Annotated in this window: 15 protein-coding genes; all 15 read right to left on the bottom strand. The window is 61.2% G+C overall.

Features of this window, described 5'->3' with window-relative positions; genetic code table 11:
* Positions 1 to 16: 16 nt before the first annotated feature.
* Entirely contained in the window at positions 17 to 1,603 is a 1,587-nt protein-coding gene (gene tssA, locus ACS5Q8_RS12535) for a type VI secretion system protein TssA (RefSeq protein ID WP_465160259.1), read from the bottom strand.
* The gene (locus ACS5Q8_RS12530) at positions 1,600 to 4,914 is read right to left on the bottom strand and encodes an ImcF-related family protein (RefSeq protein WP_465160258.1); all 3,315 of its coding nucleotides are present in this window, start codon (positions 4,912 to 4,914) and stop codon (positions 1,600 to 1,602) included. Before ACS5Q8_RS12530 ends, tssA begins: the two co-directional genes overlap by 4 nt.
* A 34-nt stretch (positions 4,915 to 4,948) precedes the next feature.
* Positions 4,949 to 5,179: a hypothetical protein gene (locus ACS5Q8_RS12525; protein WP_465160257.1), complete on the bottom strand. Its 231-nt coding sequence runs from the start codon at positions 5,177 to 5,179 to the stop codon at positions 4,949 to 4,951.
* A gap of 20 nt (positions 5,180 to 5,199) precedes the next feature.
* Positions 5,200 to 6,090: a hypothetical protein gene (locus ACS5Q8_RS12520; protein ID WP_465160256.1), complete on the bottom strand. Its 891-nt coding sequence runs from the start codon at positions 6,088 to 6,090 to the stop codon at positions 5,200 to 5,202.
* Positions 6,087 to 6,344 carry a PAAR domain-containing protein gene (locus ACS5Q8_RS12515; protein ID WP_465160255.1) on the bottom strand — a complete coding sequence of 86 codons (258 nt, stop codon included), beginning with the start codon at positions 6,342 to 6,344 and terminating at the stop codon, positions 6,087 to 6,089. The genes ACS5Q8_RS12520 and ACS5Q8_RS12515 overlap by 4 nt, the downstream gene beginning before the upstream one ends.
* Before the next feature lie 28 nt (positions 6,345 to 6,372).
* Complete coding sequence (tli1a, locus tag ACS5Q8_RS12510) at positions 6,373 to 6,894, bottom strand: Tli1a family immunity protein (protein WP_465160254.1); 522 nt, start codon at positions 6,892 to 6,894, stop codon at positions 6,373 to 6,375.
* Between the two features lie 37 nt (positions 6,895 to 6,931).
* Positions 6,932 to 9,055 carry a T6SS phospholipase effector Tle1-like catalytic domain-containing protein gene (locus tag ACS5Q8_RS12505; RefSeq protein WP_465160253.1) on the bottom strand — a complete coding sequence of 708 codons (2,124 nt, stop codon included), beginning with the start codon at positions 9,053 to 9,055 and terminating at the stop codon, positions 6,932 to 6,934.
* A 170-nt stretch (positions 9,056 to 9,225) separates the two neighbouring features.
* Complete coding sequence (gene tli1a, locus ACS5Q8_RS12500; RefSeq protein WP_426103222.1) at positions 9,226 to 9,756, bottom strand: Tli1a family immunity protein; 531 nt, start codon at positions 9,754 to 9,756, stop codon at positions 9,226 to 9,228.
* Positions 9,753 to 10,553 (bottom strand): toxin Tle1 chaperone Tla1, encoded by an 801-nt coding sequence (gene tla1, locus ACS5Q8_RS12495; RefSeq protein WP_465160252.1) that lies wholly within the window; start codon positions 10,551 to 10,553, stop codon positions 9,753 to 9,755. Before tla1 ends, tli1a (ACS5Q8_RS12500) begins: the two co-directional genes overlap by 4 nt.
* Positions 10,550 to 12,946 (bottom strand): type VI secretion system Vgr family protein, encoded by a 2,397-nt coding sequence (locus tag ACS5Q8_RS12490; protein ID WP_465160251.1) that lies wholly within the window; start codon positions 12,944 to 12,946, stop codon positions 10,550 to 10,552. Before ACS5Q8_RS12490 ends, tla1 begins: the two co-directional genes overlap by 4 nt.
* A 2-nt stretch (positions 12,947 to 12,948) precedes the next feature.
* Positions 12,949 to 15,597 (bottom strand): type VI secretion system ATPase TssH, encoded by a 2,649-nt coding sequence (gene tssH / locus ACS5Q8_RS12485; protein WP_465160250.1) that lies wholly within the window; start codon positions 15,595 to 15,597, stop codon positions 12,949 to 12,951.
* A gap of 155 nt (positions 15,598 to 15,752) precedes the next feature.
* Positions 15,753 to 16,244, bottom strand: a complete 492-nt coding sequence (locus tag ACS5Q8_RS12480; protein ID WP_276197750.1) for an Hcp family type VI secretion system effector — start codon at positions 16,242 to 16,244, stop codon at positions 15,753 to 15,755.
* Between the two features lie 24 nt (positions 16,245 to 16,268).
* Entirely contained in the window at positions 16,269 to 17,987 is a 1,719-nt protein-coding gene (locus tag ACS5Q8_RS12475) for an OmpA family protein (RefSeq protein WP_465160249.1), read from the bottom strand.
* A 7-nt stretch (positions 17,988 to 17,994) separates the two neighbouring features.
* On the bottom strand, positions 17,995 to 18,678 hold the full coding sequence (gene tssL, locus ACS5Q8_RS12470) for a type VI secretion system protein TssL, short form (protein ID WP_276197748.1): 684 nt from the start codon (positions 18,676 to 18,678) through the stop codon (positions 17,995 to 17,997).
* The gene (gene tssK, locus ACS5Q8_RS12465) at positions 18,675 to 20,030 is read right to left on the bottom strand and encodes a type VI secretion system baseplate subunit TssK (protein ID WP_465160248.1); all 1,356 of its coding nucleotides are present in this window, start codon (positions 20,028 to 20,030) and stop codon (positions 18,675 to 18,677) included. The genes tssL and tssK overlap by 4 nt, the downstream gene beginning before the upstream one ends.
* Positions 20,031 to 20,040 lie beyond the last annotated feature (10 nt).

Below are 20,040 nucleotides of genomic sequence, written 5' to 3'. Positions count from 1 at the left end.
TCCTGATGAATGAGGGTTAGCCGCAGAGCACGGCGGCGCGTACCGGGTCGATGGCGACCAACGCCGCCAACAGCGCTTCGGTGCGCCGGGCGAGCGTGGGTTTGTCTGCATCGGTGCGCTGCGCTTTTTGACGCAAGAGCTTGAGCAGCCGGGCCTTGACCTCGAAATTCAGCTCCGGCTCCCAGCACGCCAGCGCGTGGTGCTGCGCGGTAGCGTCCAGTTCGGCCAATACGTGCATGGCCAAATCGCCCTGACCGTATTGCTCGGCGACACGCGCCATCAGCAGGCGCAGCAACCAGCGTTGGCGCCCGGTCTGCAGGCCCGGCCGTGCCGCCAGCCAACCGAGCGCCACGTCCACGCCCTCTCTGTCGGCCAGGGCCACCGCCTCGTCCTCCAGCGACAAGATCTCGGCATCGCTCGTGGTCAGCACCGCCTTCGGTGCCGGTAGCCATTGCTGCGTGCGGTTGCCACTGACGTGCTGGGTGATCCAGTCGCGGGTAGTCTCATCGGCGAAGGGCGTGCCGTCGTTCCAGTGCAACAGTTCCAGCCCGGGCAAGCGTTCGAGGAACATACCCAAGTCACGCTTGATGATGTCCGCCCAGCCGTCTTGTGGCGCGGGTTGTTTGCTCAGCGCCTGGTACAAGTACCACTGCAAATCCAGCCAGAAGTGGTTCACGCTCTCGGCATACATTCGTTCGACCTGATCGAGTAATTCAGTCCAGCGTTGTTGCAGGTAAAGGCGCTTGAGCTGCGCCCGATAATCACCTCGGGGAGATGCCAGCCGCGTATTGCCGCTGGCTTCCTCAGGCGGCACCTGGTGTACCGTGTCCCAGCGCAAACTTTTCATCAGCCGATGCGCCGCCAGCCAGCCCTGGGGCTGCTCGCGTAGATAGCCGGCCAACGCCCTACCGCTGTCCAGCAAGTCGCGCCCAGACTTGATGGCCGTGGCGCTCGGCGCCGCCGTCTGCACAGTCGATTCGTGACTGGCGCTGTGCTGCGGCACGAGCGCATCAACCCCTCCGGACTGCGTCAATCGAGCGGACAACGCGCCGTACAGCGCACCGAGTGCCGGGCGCTGATCTTGCGGCCAGGCCTCAAGCCCACGCTCCAGCCAGGCCAGCGCCGCCGCCGTGCGCTCGGCTTCGCTGCGCACCACTTCGGGGTACAGCGACAGACTGTCCAGCACCTTGCCGCTGGCCAGCCATTCCAGCGCCATCTTGCGGCTATTGGGCCGCGACGGCAGCACATCGGCAGCGAAACGTTCCACCAACGCGGCGAGCAAACTGAGGCCATCAGCCAACCCGGCCTCCCCGTCCTTCTGCACGCGCGCCCACAGGTAATACGTAGCGACGCGCAGGTCTTTGCAGGTGTGGATCAGCAGCTGTTCTGCCAGTTGAACCACCCGCTCGGCATCCGCACCGGAGAGCTTGTTGACCTCCTCGCGCATGCGTTGGAAGTCATCGTCATAGCCTGGGTCTTCGCCTACAGGCGAGTCTGCGCTGATCGGTTGAAGCCACGTCTGCCAGCGCTCGGCTTGGCTGCGGGCCAAGGCCAAGGGGTCGCGCTCGCCCAGACAATGGGTGATCAAGGTGTACAGGCTCATTCAAAAACCCCGCTCTGCGCATACGGCACTTGCGCGGTGCCTTGGGTGAGGAAGATCTGTGGCGGCAACGTGAAGTGACGCAGCTTGAGCAAGGCCAGAGGCCCCGCGCCCAGTTCGGTGCGCAGGTTCCACGTCAGGTTCAAACCATCGGGGGCCTTGAGGACCATGCGGTAGCGGCTGTCGCCGTCGTCCAAGGGGGTGATTCGAGCTTTTTCCAGCAAGCGGATCAGGCCCCAAGTCCCCTGGTAATCACCGAACAGGCGCTCGCCGGTATGGATGCTGGTCCAGCTCAGGCTGGCGCCGGGATGGTCACCGCGCCCAGGCCAATTGAAACGCTGCCAACGCTCTTTCTGGTTGAAATACTGATGGTGTTCGCCATTGAGGATGAAGGTGGTTTGCACGACATCTCGCACCGGTTTGCCTTGAAGCTCGAAGCTCAAACCCACGCCGCCGTCGGTATAGATCACGTCGGACAGATGGCTCAGTTGGTTAATCGCCGCCAGAAACTGCGGATTAATCCGCAACCCCTGGCTATGGCGCGGGTCGGCGACCCAGCGGCTACCTTCCTTGCGCAGCACACCGCTCAGTTGGCTGCGTAAAAACTGCTCGATACGCCCAGAGTCGGCGCGAATCATCTGCCCCAGCATCGGCAACGAGGAATCGCTGGCGGTTTGCGCGAACGGATAGCGCCCAGCAAAAGCACTCTGCCAATCACCAACGATTGAGCGTTGCCACTGACTATTGAGCCCGGCAGCCGAGGGTTGCAACACCCGTTGCCACGCTTCATCTAAAGGCTGCACAAAAAGCGTATGGCCGACCCCATTCCACTCTGCTCCCAGGCTGGCCGCAATCAGGCTGCCGTAGGACTGCGTGTCTGTCAGGTCGACGCTCTTGCCTTGAAACACGGTTTGCGCCAAGGCCTGGGTCATTTCCTGCGGATCAGGCGCATTGCTGACTTGCTGTAATTTCAGGCGCAGCCTGGTGACGCGGGTCAGGAACGCCTGCAGGCTCAACCGGTCATTATCGGCCTTGCCCTCGGGGTCTTTGCCGAGCAGGCTCAATAACGGCCCGAAAGTGGCATCCAGCGGACTGCGCGGCGTTTGTGCCAGTTGATCAATCATCGGCCCATTGTCCTTGGCGATCAGCTTTTGCGCGGACTGTAACAACGAGTCGGCCAGGGCCTGGTTGCGAGTGCCGGCCTGCCCTTGATAGGCCAGCGTGTTCATCAGGGCAATCAGCGGCGATTGGCGCACATCAGTCATCAAGGTCAGTTGGTCGATCACATCGCCCAAGCTATTGGCTGGGTTCCAGCGCAGGCTGTTGAGAAAGCCCAGCCAGGCACTGGCGTAATCCTGGAAGTAACGCTCGGTAAGCCGCTCTCTGAGTTCATCCGGGGTCAGCTCAGCGGCGATATCGGTCTGGTTGTCGCTGAGCACCCAGTCGATTTCTTCACGACGCGCGTCGGCGATCGCATCGATGGCTTGGCGCACCTGGCCCTCCCAGGCCTGGCGGGTGAACACGCCCGGTACACTGGCTTCGGTGTAGAACAGCGCCAGAACATCGGTTTCACCCACCATGTTTTGCACGCTTAGCGCTGGGTATTGATTGGCCGCTGTGTCGAGGACCTGCTGGTAAAGACTGGTTTCTGCATTGCGCTGGCCCAACAGCCCAAGCAGAACCTGTCGGGCCTGAGCAACCAGCCTCGGGTCAGCGTTGATAGCCCAGGCCGGGTGCGCCGCCAAGTGCTCGCCATAGAACTGCCACAGGTTAGGCGCCAGACTTTGCCAAAGTCCCGGCGATACACCGTCGCGCACCGGCTCGGCGTTGCGCAGGGCTTTGGTCAGGAAGGTGGCGTCGGCTTTTTGCGGGCGCGCCATCATCAGGTAAGCCTTCAGTTGCTCGTAGGCAGACTGGGCTCGCGCTGCCCGTTGCTCGCTGCCCACAGGCAGGCTGATCAACGCGTTTAGCTGTCGTCGTAAATTGTCCGCCGCCGGGTCACGGATCAGGCGGTTGTTGGCTTCGACGTAGCGTGGCCACACCGTTTCAAGCAGCGCTGGGGTTTGATTCAGGCCGAAGCGCTGGTACCAAGGAGCGCCGTGTTCGGCGCGGTAATCCAGACGCGCCAGTTCGCGCATCAGATCGTTGAGTGCGCTGAGTTGCTCGTCGCTACTGCCCGTCTGCTGCAATGCCGCCAACGAACTTTGCACCTGGGCGATTTGCGCACGGTTGCTGACAAACGAGAGCAACAATCCGGCGCCCCATAACGTCGCCAAACCCAACACCAGCGCATAGCCAACGCGCGGCACGCTCCAGCCCAGCCGGCGGCCACTGGCGTTATCGCCGAGTACGCCGTGCCACACCGGGGCAACCGACCACTCCTGTTGTTGATCATGCGGCGAGCGCTGTACCGGCAGGCTGAACCACACCCCACGCAGCGGCACACCCTGGGCAAAGTCGCTACCCAGCGGCGCCAGCGTCTGACACCAGCGGGCGATGCCCTCGCCCTGTAAATCCCGGGACAGGCGCAGCAGAAAATCATGCTTCATCACACCGTTCATCTGCGCCAAGCCCTCGCGGCGCAAAGGCTCCAGCAAGCGCGTCAGGGCGGTTTCCAATGCCGCCGCCGTGAACCGCTCGGGCAACCGGCAACCCACCGGCTGCGCCTTGCGAGTGTCCTGCGCCCATGTACTGTCGCAGACCTGCCAGAGGTATAACGGCAACTGCCAGTGCAGGTCACGGGCAAGGCGCTGCACCTGGCGTACACCTTTGCCCATCGCGGCATCGTCGGCGGCCTGGGTTTTGTTCAACGCCCAAACCACCCCGTCCAGCGCACGCCTGCGGCTCAGCCCACTCCAGTGCTTAGGGAATGATTGATCCAGCGCGGCCTGGGCACTGCCACCCCACAGCAGGACTGTGCCTTGGCCTTCGAGCCATTGCTGATTAGCCAGTGTGGGGGCGATGGCTTCGATTTCGGTGGGTTCGCCGATGACGAGAAGCAGGCGGATTTTGTGGCGCCAGAAGAGGCCGTAGTGCTTGCGCAGGCCTTGAATTATCTCTGCCAGGTCCGGCTGTCCATCGGGTTCGGCGGGAGGGGGCACTGGCAACAACCGGGAACCGAGCACTAACTTGCGGATGCCCTTTTGGACAATCTGCCAGGCCACCAGCGCCATGCCGAACAACAATGCCCACAGCAATATGCCTTTAAGCACGACATCCCGCATCACGGCACGGCTGAGAAGCCTAGGCTCCATCAACAACCACCAGATCGCGGCCCCCGCAGCGACAAGTACCGCCAGAATCACAGCGAGCAATAACGCCGTCTTCCCAGAGGATATTTTCGGAGATTCAACTATTTGAGTCATCGGGTTCCACAACTCCAAGGGCCAGGGTGTGATGAGGGTCGTTCGCCAACCAGGCGCAAGGCACCTGATGTAGCTCGGCGTACCAGGCAGCCAGGGTTTGTACGACCATGGCCTGTAGATGCTCCAGGGCGCCGAAGTTGGCGTCTTGCACGTGCTGCTTAGTGTTCCAGCCAGCGGCAGGCAACTCAGGCACAGTTGGCTGAGCGAACGACACGCACACGTCAGTGGGGGCGATTAGTTCGCGCTGCTGCAGAGCACGCTTAGCGACCGTAGAGAGTTGCTCGGTATCAGCCGAAAACCATTCGCCGCGAGAAAAACGCACAGCGCCTTCAGGGCCGAATAACCAGAGCACCGCCGCCTCTCCTGCCGGCAAAGGATTTTCCTGCTGGATAGTCGAGGATTGGCAACCGGCGCAGAGGACGCAGGCCGTTGCGGGAGCGCCCTGCAATTGGTCAATAACCGAATCCAGGGTACGAATACCCTCCCAAGGTTCTGGCTGTTCAGGCAGTTGAACCGGGGGAGAACACAGCGCCATTTGTTCGGCAAATGCTTGCCATGCCGACAGCGAACCCTGCCAGTAGCAACGTAGCGGCTGCGCGGCTGCGCGGCTGAGTGTTCATCACGCTGTCGGTGCCACTGTAGTGCGAGCAAAATCGCTAAATTGCGCTCACGTTCGGCGACATCATTTCCAAACACCTGAACAAGATGAATCGCTCGCCCTTCAAGCGTTGCCTGCGGCGCGGGTGGCTGGTGGTCTGAGCTGAATAGCAGTAGCCCCTGTTCCGGCGTGGTGCATGGCGCGGATACCAGCACGGACTCGACCAGCCCGACATGCTGCCGATGGTGCATCCACCACGCCTGGCTGACCTGTTCGGCTGCCTCGTGATAACGCTGTGCGTTATGCCGATTGAGGCGAAAGTACAACACGCGCAACAGCAATGCCAACAACCAGACCAGTGATGCAAAGGCCACAGCGGTAACCGCCACATGCGGTTCAATGACCGATCGCAACACCACGCCCACACCGGCCAAAACAACCAGCAAGGTCACTCCGCTGACCATCCAGCGTGAGTACACCGGGGCTGGAACCAAGGGATAAGCGGCAAACTCAGGCGCGGCATTCAATAGGCCACCTGCGTGTCCGGCATTGAGCTGACCAGCGTGCATCCGCATTTACAGCGGTGGCCATGCTGCGCCGCCGGCCGGCCGTCGATGTGCAGCAGGTCGGTGCCTTCGGCGATCTCGGTGCGACCGTGCAGGTTGCAGCGCACGGCGTCGCCCTGACAGGCCATCGGCTTACCATGACACTCGTAATGCCCCTCCAGCACTTCGCCGCCAAATTCTTCCAACGTGTCTCCTTGACGAATCAACGGCTTCATCACCGCACCTCCCGATTAAGACCGCACATTACTTCGGACATGACTGAGGCTCCGGCAAGTGCAGCGGGGTTTTGATCGGGTATTCGGGGCTGCCATAGGCGTAGCAGGAGGTGGTGACCTGGAGTTCATCACAGGGCAGGAAATGTACGGTTAGGCCGCAGACTTTTTGGCCGGTGTAGTCGGGGATGGGGACTAGTTTGCTGTGTTGGCGTTTTTGGGCATCGACTTTGTCTAGCCAAGCATCGTACTTAGCCTCATCAGCAAGGCCAGGGTTGTCATAGGAATAAGCCACTCCGGTTTCCCAATCAACACGCACAGTCATTCCCGGCTGCCAGCGCGACGGGGCGACGTAACAGCAACCTCCCCCGCCACCTTGGTACGGCCCAACAATGTCGATACCCGAGCGACCGTCGACACCGAAGCGGTTAATGGCCCAGTGAGTGTGATTAATAGCTTCAAGGGTGCTGGCCTGAGCACTTTGCACAAGCACAGCCCCAACCAGACCGCATAAGGCAGCCATCAGCACTCGATACGAAATAGGATTGGACATGAGTTTTCCTCCTGGAGCAGAGCGTCGAAAGACAAGATCAGGCCGGCGCATTGCTCACCTCGCTAACCTTGGCGTAATAAGCGTGCCAGTGCGCCTCGATGGCTTGCTGAGCCTCGGCCATACGTTGTGCATCCATGACGGGGAATTGAGCGGCAACGGAAAGTCCCGAGCTTGGCAAAGGCGTGAGCCCGGCGAGCATCGTCGCTTTCACTTCAGGATTAAGCGCAAGCTCTCTTCTGCTGGCTTCGCCGAAAAACACCATGCGCTCACGGAAATAGCTGCCCATCCACTCGCGCCCCATTGAATAAAGAAACCAGGCGCGGGAATCGTGGACCTGATCATCCAGCAGCGCTCGCAACAACCCCGCAGGCTGCGAGGCGTTGCTGGTTTCGTCTACCGGACCCCGGGTATTTTCGTTTGGATGATTGTGCTGACCGGCTGGCGGCGGAAACAGCTGACTTACCCTGGCCCGACCCGATGCTTTCATCTGCCGGCACTCGACGCGTGCGTCAGCGGTGATGATGCGCAACACCGCCACGGGTGGAGCGTTAGCCGGTAATACCCGACTCAGGTTGGAGGCCAGGTGATCGGGGTCGCGGTAGGCGGCACCAAACTCCTCGGCGGCTTCGCGCAGTTGGGTTTGCCCCATGTCCGCGTCGAAATCCTTAACGCCAGGCTCCGGTGTTTTTGGCTGCGCTTGGCCACTGCGCTCAAGGGCGAGTTGCACCTTGCGCTTTGATTTAATCGTTGCCTGTTTCTCGTTGCGATCCGACTCCGCTTTTTTACGTACTGCCGGGTCGGCTTCGGTATCGCTAGCCTCAAGGTAGAACGATTTCTGCTTCAGGCTGGCGAAGGCATAGCGGTCGATGCGCCAGGCAGTGATCCAGCCCAACTGGGTGCGTGCGGCCTGTTCCAGCGTGGTGGTGGTCGCGAGGGGCTGGTAGCGTTCAATTTGTTCGATGGGCAGAGGGTGGGAAACATGGGGCAGGCCCAGGGTCATCTGGCGCCAGGCGTTGAAGCGGTTGACCAGAGCCGGCGCAACAGCAAATGCCCTTTCCACATCAGTTTCCATTGCACGCCATAACTCATGGCGCAACCCTATTGGCAGGGAACCTGGAGGTACCTTTAACGGTGCACCATGAACGAAAGCGTCAGCATATAAGTCGTGCAACGCGATCTGTGACAGCAGCAGACGGTCATCCCTGCCGGTGGCCTTCCCCTGATCCCCAGGCGGATACCCTCCACCCAAATCCGAGTGCACCCCCGGATAGATCACTTCCACACTGTTCACCGGATAACTGCCACTCTCGCGGCGAATCGACTCCAGCGGAAAACACAGGCGCTGCTCAAAACCAGCCGCAAGATGCAGGCAACGCTTGACCAGCCCACCACCGGGAAGCTCCTGATTACCATCGGCCCAGGCCATATGCCCATCTGCCCCTGGCATAATATCGGCAATGCCCACCGAGGCCACGGTGTCCAGTAACCCCAGGTACTCCACACTCAGCGGGACTTCCAGATCGTCCAGTTTAAGGAACGGTCGGTAACGCATCAGCTCATTCAACCAACTGACAAAGGCCCGCGCCGCCGACGCGCCACGGGAAAAGCCAAAAACATACAACTTGATGCCCAACAGTTTCGACGAGCCGGGGTTTGGCTGTGCCAGCGCCAGGCGCAGCGGCTTTTCAATCGCCTTGAGCTGCTTGCTGAACACTGCGGCACGGTTGGCTTGGCCCTTGATAAATTCCAGCCCTGGCAACGTGCCCATGGCGCCGACCGCCGCCTTCAGGCCCGCGTTGTCCTGTCGAGGCAAACCTAGCGTGCGCCGCAGGGCATCGATAAGCATCAGCAGTCCCCAGTTGATCCGCTCTTCGCCGAACCAGGCGCCCGCCAGCCCGACAGCGGTGAAATCCAGGTCGCCCACCTCCGCAAACGGCGTGCCGACGCCGGGCATGTAGTACTTGAAGTACTGGCCATTGCCGGTGCCCGTCGCATCGGTCAAACGCTTGGCCTTGTCACTGTGCCCGGTGCCACCGGCATACCCATCCCCGACGGTGGCGCGAAACAGCCGGGCGATATTGGTCGGGTGCGGCTTATTGGCTATGTACAGGTCATCATTCAGATTATTACCGGTACCATCGAAGAACAGGCTGATGTGCAACGTCTTGCAGCACGGTGGCGTGACCCGATAACCGGCCGCCAGGCACAGGGCATCCTGGTAGCCCCGCTCCTGCTCGCACTGGCGCAGGATATTTTGTTGGACCTGTTCAACGCGTCGAGGCAAGCGCCCCTCCACAGGAAACGCCGGTGGGAGCCAGACACTGGCATGTTTCACTTCGGACATGACTTGGGCTCCGGCAAGTGCAGCGGGGTCTTGATCGGGTATTCAGGGCTGCCGTAGGCATAACAGGAGGTGGTGACCTGGAGGGCATCGCAGGGCAGGAAATGCACGGTTAGGCCACAAACTTTTTGGCCGGTATAGTCGGGGACCGGCACTAACTTCGTATGTCGACGTTTTTGCGCATCTATCTTTTCAATCCATGCTAAATACTTATCCCAATCTCCAGTTCCGGGATATCCCTTTGAACTACCAGCTCCTGTTTCCCAATCAACGCGGACGGTCATTCCCGGCTGCCAGCGCGACGGAGCGACGTAACAGCAACCTCCCCCGCCCCCCTGATACGGACCGATGATGTCGATACCCGATCGACCGTCGACACTAAAGCGGTTGATCGCCCAGTGGGTGTGGTTAATGGCTTCAAGGGTGCTGGCCAGGGCGCTTTGCGCGAGCAATGCGCCAACAAGGGCTCCTAGCAGGGCGAGGCGATACCTGCCGTCCGTGGGTCTGGGCATAACGTTCATTTCCTGTCTTCGCTGGTGTGGGTCGCGCAGGCGTTACGTAACCTGTCGAGGGTGTGGGCTTCACGTTGGGAATTGAGTAACAACCCGGCCTGGGTGGCATCGAGCATTGCTGCGTAGCACGCCTGAAAGCGCTGTTCGGCACGCCACGCGGATGGCAACGCATCGGCAAGACTCACCATCGCCACCGTGGCATCACTTGCGCAGCTAAGCGTTTCCAGTTGGCTGTCGCTCAGTTCGATAGGGGTGAAATCCTCCGGCAACTCGGGCGTATCGGCCGCACCCGCAAGCCGTTTGGGAGAGCCGTCGCGATCCAGCCAGCTCCAGAAAACCGCGGGGCGTAACAACGGTTGCTGTTGCTGGGGTTCAAGCACATGGCTAAACAGCAACGGGAACAGCCGCGGGTCGTAATAACGCAACAACCCCAGGTACCCGCCGTTGCGCACTTCCAGGCACCGACCGAGGTGTTCAGCCAAAGCCTGGAAGGGCCAGAGCGACCCCAGCACCAACAATTGCGAGCGGCCATTCAGCGCTTGCACGAGGCCAACCAGCCACTGGCGTTGCAGGGGCTGCGCCAAATCGACACGGACCAGCAACGGTGCCAATTCGTCGGCACCCGCCTCCGGCAACCCGGTGAATAGTGAATACCAAGGCAGTGCGGGCTCGACGCTGAGAACACTGGGCAGTAATGGGGAGTCGCTGCCGGCCTGATCAATGATGATATCCAGGCACGTAACGGAGACTTGTGAGCAGGAAACTTCCAGCAGTTCTATCCAGGTATTGCGAGGAACAGCGCTCATGCTTGTGCGCCCCTGGGTACGAAGCCCTGGGCCGTGGCCTGCGCCTTTTTCAGGCACTCCTTGCACACCGAGCTGGGCAATTGAGGTAACGGGAATTCCTCACTGGTTCCTGGATTCAGCCGATGCTTGCCCTTAATGCTGATCAACCCCGGACCATGAATCTGGATCTCGCCTTGGGGCGTAATGCGGATATAGCCGCCTCCACACCCCAGGGTGATGCCATTCTTCGCCGTCAGTTGCAGATGCCCCTGTACGGTCTGCAGGGTGATGTCTTGCTGGGCAATCAGCTTCATCACGTCGCCGTGAGATTCGATTTCCAGCGGCCCCTTGCCGGACACCAGGCGCATGCCTTCCTGCTGGGCAAGCAGGGAAATGGCCTGATTCGCGTGGACAGACAGCCGTTGAGCGGCGGCCAGGTTGATCTCGTCGTTGCTTTGCACGTACATCGCGTTGCCGCTTTTGAGCAGCAAGCATTCTGGGGTTACGGCGCCAATGCCCTTGGGCGCACTGAGTAGGATGGCCGAGGCGTTCAGGTCTTTGGCGTTGTCCTGGAACTGTTGCAGCCCATCGATGGCTGGCTTGCGGCTGTGGTGAGACTGGGCGATTGCCTGCCAATCCGCGATTTGTTGTTTGGCTCCCGCGACCAGATCGGTGGCGGGCGCCATGGTGAGCACATCACCAGAGGCCTTGGCCTGTGTATCCGTACTGATGAACAACCCTTTGCCTGCGCGAATGCTTCCCCAAGCATCTGTACGCAGCTCAAATCCTTCGCCACGTTTTTTACGCTTGGCATCCACCAGATGCCCCAGGTTGAGCTGGCTCTTACCACTGTGCTCAGTACTGACCTTGATATGCTCCTGCCCCCGCGTGTCATCCATGCGCAGCTTGTTATTCGCCGGAGTACGCAGCACGTTGCGTTTGTAATTGCGCAAAGTCACATGATCAACGTGTTGGCTGTCGTGCAACGCGTGCGCGATGTAAGGCCGGTCCGGGTCGCCTTGTTCAAAGGCGATGGCGACTTCGGTGCCGGGAATCAACGGCAGGTGCAGGCCGTGGGTATCCCCGGCGTAGGGTCGGGCCAGGCGTAGCCAGAGGCTTTCTTCACCGGGTTTCCAGGCGTCGCGGTCGAACAGGAAATTGACCTTGTAGCGCCCTTCGATGTCGATGTGCCCGTAGGGGTCATGCGCCTGCGGGCTGGTGACGCGGGCCGGGACGGTGCCGGCGATTTGCGGTTTGTCTTGTAACTCCGGGCGAAAGCACACCGTTTCCGAGTAGGGAATGGCCTCAAACGTCACTTCGTAACTGGCGTCGCGAGCGGCGCGGCTGATCAGTTGGGTGATCACCGCACCTGGCGCGAAAGCCTGTGGCGCGCCGCCGGATATTTTAAGTACCTGCCCAGGAGCAAGGGTTGCGCTGCTGCTGACGCCGCTGAGTCGCGTTTGGCCGTTGAGGTAACGCTCGTGACGCAGCCGGGCGTAGAAGTAGCCGCTTTCGCTTTGCAGGTCTTCGTCATGGGCGTAGCGATCGCCCATGACGGTGTAGGGTTCGGCGTAGTGATAAGCCTCGCCATAGGTGCCGCTGGCGCCGCGAGTTTGGTCGATGTCACCGTTCAGATGAGCATTGGCCACGCGGTGATGGTAGGTGCGGATATTGACGTGCTGTTCCACCACGTGGTGGCTCGATTGCAGGGCCCACACACCGTCCTGGCCACTGCTGCTGAGCCCGGATTGCGGGCGGTAGGCCAACGCCACGTCAAACTGGTAGTGACGCTGGTCATCGTGAAATTCCACCACGTCGATATTCAGGCGTTCGTCGCTGGTGAAGCGGTACCAGATGCCGACGTCGGCCAGCAGGCGCGAGATGAAGGCCAGATCGCTCTCGCCATACTGCATAACCTGTTCGCGTTTGGGGTATTCACGCACCAGGCTGAAAAGGAAGTCCTGGCCTTCAAAATCGTGGCGGCTGCGCAGGATGCTTTCGACGATCTGCGGTACAGATTGGTGCTGGTAGATGCGAAATTGTCGGCCTTGGCCAAGTAGAGCCAGGTGCGGTTGCAGGGTGATTTCGTAGCGGGCTTCATCAGCGGAGCCGGACAGGCGTTTGAAGCCGGTGACCACCCCATGCAGGGTACGCAGCGGTTTGATCTCGGGCGCGCTGAAGCCCAAGGCCGGTGGTTTTTGCGGTGGGGCGTGCAGGCTGAAACGGGCGGCCTGGCCGAGCAGGGTTTCGGCGCCTAGGTCACGTTCGGTGCTGGTGAACTCTATGCGATAGGTGAAGGGTTGGCTCAGGCCCTCTTTGCCCTCAAAGGCCAGGACGTCAAGCAGTGCATCAACGTCGCGCACGCTGAGTGTGTGCCGGCTGTGGTCGTAGAAGCTGCGCAGTTGGTTGAGCATGTTCAGGCCTCCATCGCAACGGGCGAAACAGCGTCTTGGGCGTCGATAAAATGCAGGACAATCCCTTCCTCAATGCTGTAGCCCAAGGTCACGCCAAACGTTTTCTGCCGGGCGGCTTGGCGTTGCAACAACCGCTGACTGAGGACCGGCAGAATCTGCTGGTTGAGTAGGCTGTCAATGTTGCGCGCGCCTGTGTCGGGCAGCAGGCAGGCCGCAACCAGCCCCGCGCTGAGGGCTGCGTCGACCTGACAATCCAATCCGTAATGACGCTGCAAGCGCTTGGCAACGTGGGCGAGTTTGATGGCGACGATACGTTGGAGGGCGTCGGCTTGAAGCGGGCGGTAAATCAGGGTTTGGAAACGAGCCAATAAGGCTGGCTGGAAGTGTTCGCGCAGGATCGGGCGCAGCAACGCGTGCAAGGTGCTGTCGGATGCGTCGGGGAACTCTTGCAGGCAAGTTTGAAGTTCATCGCTGCCAAGGTTGGAAGTCATGAGGATGACGGTGTTGCGAAAGTCGATTTCCCGACCTTCGCCATCGCGCATACAGCCCCGATCAAAGACCTGGTAAAAAATATTGAGAACGTCGCGGTGCGCCTTCTCGACTTCATCGAGCAGCACCACGCTGTAGGGGCGTTGACGCACGGCTTCGGTGAGCACGCCGCCCTGACCGTAACCGACGTAGCCGGGAGGTGAGCCTTTGAGCTGGCTGACGGTATGGGCTTCCTGATATTCCGAGAGGTTAATGGTGATCAGCGATTTTTCGCCGCCGAACAGCGTGTCGGCCAGCGCCAGCGCCGTTTCGGTTTTGCCGACGCCGCTAGTGCCGACCAGCAAAAATACGCCCAGCGGGGCTTTTTCATCTGTCAGGCCGGTCCTAGCTGCGCGTAGGCGTTGGGCCAAAGCGCTGAGCGCAGGGTCCTGGCCGATCACTTGCTCACCCAGTTGGTATTCCAGCTCAAGCAGGTTGGCTTGTTCGTCCTTGAGTAAGCTGCCCAGCGGTACGCCGGTCCAGTCAGCGATGACTTCGGCCACACTGCGCGCATCGACGTCGAGGGACAGCAGTGGCTGGTTGCCCTGGGCGTTGCTCAGTTGTTGTTGCAATTGCAGGCAGACGGTCCTTTGTGCTGGTTCTGCCTGACGGGCATCGCGCAATTGCTGGGTAAGCTCGAGTTCGTTGCGGTATTGCGCCTCAAGCCCGACTAGCTGGCGGTGCAACTCGGCGTGCTGCGCGTCGATGATCGCCAGGCGCTCGCTGGCGGGGCTGCCGCTCAGTTGCTGGTCTTCTTCCAGGGCCTGGCGTTCCAGCTCGAGGGCCGTCTGCTGGGCCTTAAGGCGCACCAGCGCTTGCGGCTCGCAGTCCAAGCTCATGCGTGCCCGTGCACTGGCGGTGTCGAGCAGGTCGATGGCTTTGTCGGGGAGTTCGCGGCCGGTCAGGTAGCGCCGTGAAAGCGTCACCGCTGCTTGTACCGCCGCGTCCTGGATGTGCACGCCGTGATGGCTGGCGTAGCGCGCCTTGAGGCCGCGCAGCATCAGGCAGGCGTTGGCGTCGTCCGGCTCGTCGACCTTGACCATCTGGAAGCGTCGTTCCAAGGCGGCATCGCGTTCAAAATACTGTTTGTATTCACCCCAAGTCGTGGCGGCGACCGTGCGCAACTCGCCACGCGCCAGGGCCGGCTTGAGCAAGTTGGCGGCGTCCGCACCACCCGCCTGGTTACCAGCGCCAATCAGAGTATGGGCTTCATCGATAAACAGCAGCACCGGGTGCGGCGACAGTTGCACGGCCTCGATGACGTTTTTCAGGCGTTGTTCGAATTCGCCTTTGACCCCGGCGCCCGCTTGCAACAAACCCAGGTCAAGGGTGCGTAAGGCGACCTGCTTGAGGCTGTCGGGGACATTGCCCTCTACGATGCGTAACGCAAGACCTTCAACCAAAGCGGTTTTGCCGACGCCGGGCTCCCCCACCAGGATCGGGTTGTTCTTGCGCCGACGGCTGAGAATATCGATCACCTGACGGATCTCATCGTCACGACCAAACACCGGGTCGATCTGCCCCGCCCGCGCCTTGGCAGTAAGGTCGTGGGTGAATTTGTCCAAGATGACTTTCAGGGCACCCGGTTCATCGGTGCCGGATAAAGCGGGCAGCTCGGAGTGGTCCCGTGCCGCTTCTTGCTGCGCTTGCGCACGTTCTTCGGAGCGCTGGTCGAGCAACACCAATAACCGCTGTAACTGGGCATCGCTGATACTAAGCAGCGGCCAAGTGGCGTCGCACACCAGCAGGCTCGGAGTTTCCAGCAGCGCACCGAGCAAATGCGCCGAGCGCAGGATCTCGTTATTGCCATCCAGGGATGCCAGCAGCCAAGCATTCTTGATCAGTTGTTGCAGCTTGCCGCACAGCTGTGGCTTGTTTTGCACGCTGCGCGGCAGGGTGTCCAGGTGGTCGATCAGGCCGCGCCAGAGTGCATCCATATCCCATTCGTAGCGACGGCCGATAAGGGTCAGGTCGCCCTCGCCTTGCTCCAGCAACTTGAGCAGCCAGTGTTCGATGGTGACCTGCGCGTGGGCACGGCTTTGGCACAACGTAGCCGCTGCACTCAACGCCTGGGTGCAATAAGGGTTGAGACGGCGAAGCAAGCGCGTGGAATGTTGGGCCATACGGTTACATCCTTGTTCGGTGATGGTGGTGTGTCATCGATAACGCCAGCCGCGGGTTTGAAACTCGATGTGTTTGGCTGAACGCCCGCGAACGGACGCTCAACCCAGCACACCGGGAGCCAGCAGGCAAAGGCCCACCTGCTGCTCCACGCGTATCAAGCGCTTTGGCGTTCATTCCATGAATCGGAGTGGATGATGTTGCCGTCCTTGTAGGTCCAGGTGACCTTCTCGTAACGCAACTCCACCTGCTCGAGGTGGTTGTGCTTCTCTTTGCTCGGGTCTTTGACGTCGTGCATTTTCGGCGCGACTTTCACGACTTTGACGTCTTCGAGTTTGGTGATGAAGTACTCGACCTCCTGCCCCGCATCGTCGATGCGGTACCACTTGAACTCAGCACTCTTGAGCGTTTGCCCGGTGGTGACCGCCTTGTAGAGATAGGGGCTGGACGCATCGATTTCCTTGGAAAACAGAAACGGTGTGTGAACCCGCGTACCGGTCAATTTCCCGGTGTTATTGTCGGTGGGGATGTACAGACTGTGATCCTGGGCAACCACCTCGATGCTGCCCTCGCGTTGTTGCACGTTCACCGAACCCTTGATAGTTGCGCCGCCGTCGTCTTGCAGCCAGAGGTAAACGGGAATTGCCATGTGAAGCTCCTTTTTCTCGTAGATTTAAATGTCGCGGAATGCGACCGGGGGTTGCCTGTCCGGGTGTGCGACGGGAAGCACGCAGGCCCCCGCCTCAGGCACCAGACGGATATCAACGCGGCGGTTGGCTGCACGCCCCGCCTCGGTGTCGTTGCCAGCAATCGGCTGGCTGGCGCCAAAGCCCTGCACGGCAAAGCAGCTGTCGGGAATGCCGCCCAAGCGCTGCATCCAGTCATGCACGGCAGCGGCGCGGGCGCGGGACAGTCGAAGGTTGTTTTCGGGGTCGCCAGTGGCATCGGTATGCCCCGAAATGACGATCAGCCAGCCGGGCTGGGCCTTGATATCGACCAGCGCATTGATCAGGGTCTTGGCCGAATCCGGCTTAAGCAGGGCACTGCCGCTGGCGAACAGCGACAGGCTGTCCAACCGCACCGGGCGGGCAGCCCGCGCCGGTGATGTGGCCGGTGGCGGTTCAACGTGAGCGGCCAGCACCGCCTGCAGCACGGCGCGCATGCGTTCGCCGCGATACAGGCCCAAGCCGAATGCCAGGGGCGCACCGTGCCGGTAGTACGCGTCCAGACGCTGGGCGTCCTGGCGCAGCACGGTCAGGGCATTTTCACGCCAAAGAAACTCGCGCTGGTTACGCTGGGTCGGTTGCGGGATAGCCGAATAACGTCGCAAGTCATCGCTGACTTGGCGTAGCAACAGGGCGTTCTGCCACGCCGAACTGGCGAGCGCGACAACACCCGCCACGGCGAACAACCACAGCGCAATAACGCTTGCACGTTGCACCGGGGAACGCAGCGGGCCGAGCGGCAGCAGGTTGAGCAAAGGGTCCGGGAACGGCAACACCGCATTCGTCACGGCCTCTCTGTGATCCGCCAGCGCCACTTTGCTGCGTAACCAGTGCTGCCACAGGTTCCCCTTCACGGCATGCGGCAATGCCGGCACCCACGTGACTGCGCAGGTCGCCACCAGACCCGAAGCATTGCGAGTGACAAGGTGCGGCAATACCGCTTCGTGAAGCCAGGCCACAGTGCTGTTCAACTGAACGCTTGCGTGCATCCGGGCAGCCTGCCTGGGTGAGTCAGCGGGTTGCTGTTGCCAGTCATCCAGGCTGACGCAAGCACCCGCATCACACACACGGACCTCGGCCTGCCCGTTGCCCCAACAGAACCAAGGCGCCTCGCCCTGCAAGGTTTGCAGGTAGCTCACCAGCAACAGCGGCAGCGCAACGCCGCGCTTGCGGGCCAAGGCCACCTGATGACTGAAGGCGCGCACCTGACCGGCGAGTACGGCCCCATCACTGTGCGCGCCGGGACTGACGCTGAACATCACGCCCAGTTGCCCGGCCCAGCCCGGACGCACGGCCAGAACCTGATCAGTGACAACCCGCAGTTGCTCCAGGCTCGGTACGCGCACGTAGCACCCTTGCTCAGTCACACGCAGGGCCAACCGCTCGGCGGCAACCCTGCCGAACAGCCCATCCAGGCCATCACCGCAGACCAGCACCACCGGGTGACGAAACCCAGCGGCGGGTAGCCCCCTGCCCTCGGCCAACCTCAGCGACCCATGCTGCCGTTCGGCGCGCAGGCGCAGTGATACCCAGGCCCACGCCACACAGCACACCGCGATCAACACGCCGAGTACACGCGCCCACAGCGCGAGCGGAATGATGAGCAGCAACGCGAGCACGAGGACACCCGCCCACAGGTATAGGATGCGATGCAGATTGAAGGTCATCTGGCACTCACCCCTGATCCGGCAAGAGCGAGGCAATCGCATCGCTCAACAGATGATCCAATCCCCACCACGTCGCAACGAGCAACAGGGCCACTGTCAGCAGATGAATCAAAGGTGAACGCAGCCAACCAAAACCCGCGCTCAGTTCGCCACCGCCTACCTGCGTCGGCGCGTGTTGACTGACCTTGAACGGCGCCACCTGTGCGTCGAGAGCCACCCGTAATTGCTCGCGTTCGGGGTCGCTCAAATCACGATAGCGCCCGCGAAAACCCAACATCAATACGCGCTGAAATACCGTCAGCACATGCCGGTCAGGCGCAGGCTCGCTCAACACGTCACGCATGGCCTCGTACAGGAACTCACCGGCCTGATGACGATTGAAAAACTTGGCCTGCAACGGTGCGCTGGCCCAATCGGTACGGGCATCGGCGTCGGCGCAGGTCAGCACCGCTTCGTCGAGCAGCGCGCATTGAGCATGACTGATGTGGTCGATACTGCGCGGACTCAGGCCCGCCCGCTCAAGGCGCTGCCGAGTCTGCTCAACCTGCTCGACACAAAGTTCGCCCAACTCCCGACCAGGCTGCACCGAGGCGCCCTGGCGCAACTCAACCACCAACAGGTAGGTGTCCTGTAACAGCGCGTCAATATCCACCGCCACTGCGGTTTGCGCGTTGGAAGGCGTCGGTTTCATGAGCGCAGCACCGCAAACAGTTCCAGCTTGACGTCGACCAAGCTGCTTGGAACGTAGAAAGCGCAGACCCCTTCGTCCAACACCGCCTGCCCCTTGGAATGACCGAGATCCAGCGCGAAGTATTGATTTTCCAGGCGCAATGGAATCGCCGCCGGCACATGGCTGAGGGACTGCAACGGCACCCCGTCGAGTGCCGCGTTGATCAGATAATCGACATCATCCGGCGTACCGATCTTGCACAGGCGCGGGAACTGCTCCTGCACCTGCGCCGCCGGCAACCGGCTGCGCACCGACAGATAGAAATCGGCCCCCTCACGCTCGCGCAAGCGCGGGTCATTCAGCGTGACCTGCCAACGATTAATTCCCTGCACCTCCAGCACCAGAGCAACGACCCGCGACGGTAGACTGGCCTCCAACAACAGCGACAGGGTGTGCATCAGCGGCGGGAACACTGCTTCCAACGACGTGTGCCGGTATGCGGGGATCTTGTCTACATCGTGTTCCAGCGAAAACGTGAGCAGGCTGCCGGCCAGCTTGATCAACTGCTGGTAGACCTGCTCGGGATGGCGTGCGGGGAACTCCAGAAGATCGGCCAATACCGGCTGATAGGTATTCAAGGCATTGAGCAGCCAGAACAGCGACACGTCGGCAACGGCAAAGTCGGCCATGCGCTGGTTGCTTTCCCGCCGCATCCCCATGAGCCTTTGCCGCTTGGCGGACAACTGCGTCAACAGGTTGTCCAACTGGTTCAGCAGCCCCGGGTGCGCGGCGAAACTCAGCAACGGCGGCACATAGGCCGGGTCGAGGCTCCAGGCTCCCTGCCCATCGCGCACCAGACGTGCGACCGGGCACGTCATGTAATCCGCATTGTCATCACGCTGCAGGCGTAGGCTCAGTGCATGCTCCAGCACGCCAATCGACTGCACCTCATCGGCGTAAAGATCTTGTACTTCACGCCAAGACTGGCAGTAGCGCATCGGTCGATCGGCCCGACCGCCCTCGAACAGGCAGTTGTTGCCATTGGCCTGCTCCAGGGGCAAGGCCACGTGCAATAACACGGCCTGATCGTCGTCAGCCAGCACCTGCGCCAGTTCCAAGGCGGCAGGCAGGCGGTCCACCTGCTCAGTGTCGATCCAGGTGCCATCAGGCATGCGCACACGCAGTTGAGTCGCCTTGAGCTTACCCAGCCGCAATGCGTCGAGGTCGAACCCCACCGCCTGGACACCCCAAGGGTGTGCCAGGGCCAAGTGCGCGAGCTGTTCGTTGGTCCAAGCCTCCCAGCGTGCCTGTTGCTGGAATTGCTGCGGCGACAGCAACGCCCCGGCGGCCCACAGAGGGCGATCGATATTCATGGCATCGTTT

It is taken from the genome of Pseudomonas sp. PAMC25584 (assembly GCF_058135675.1).
The sequence above is the reverse complement of the archived record's forward strand: the minus strand, read 5'-3'. Positions and strand labels throughout refer to the sequence as shown.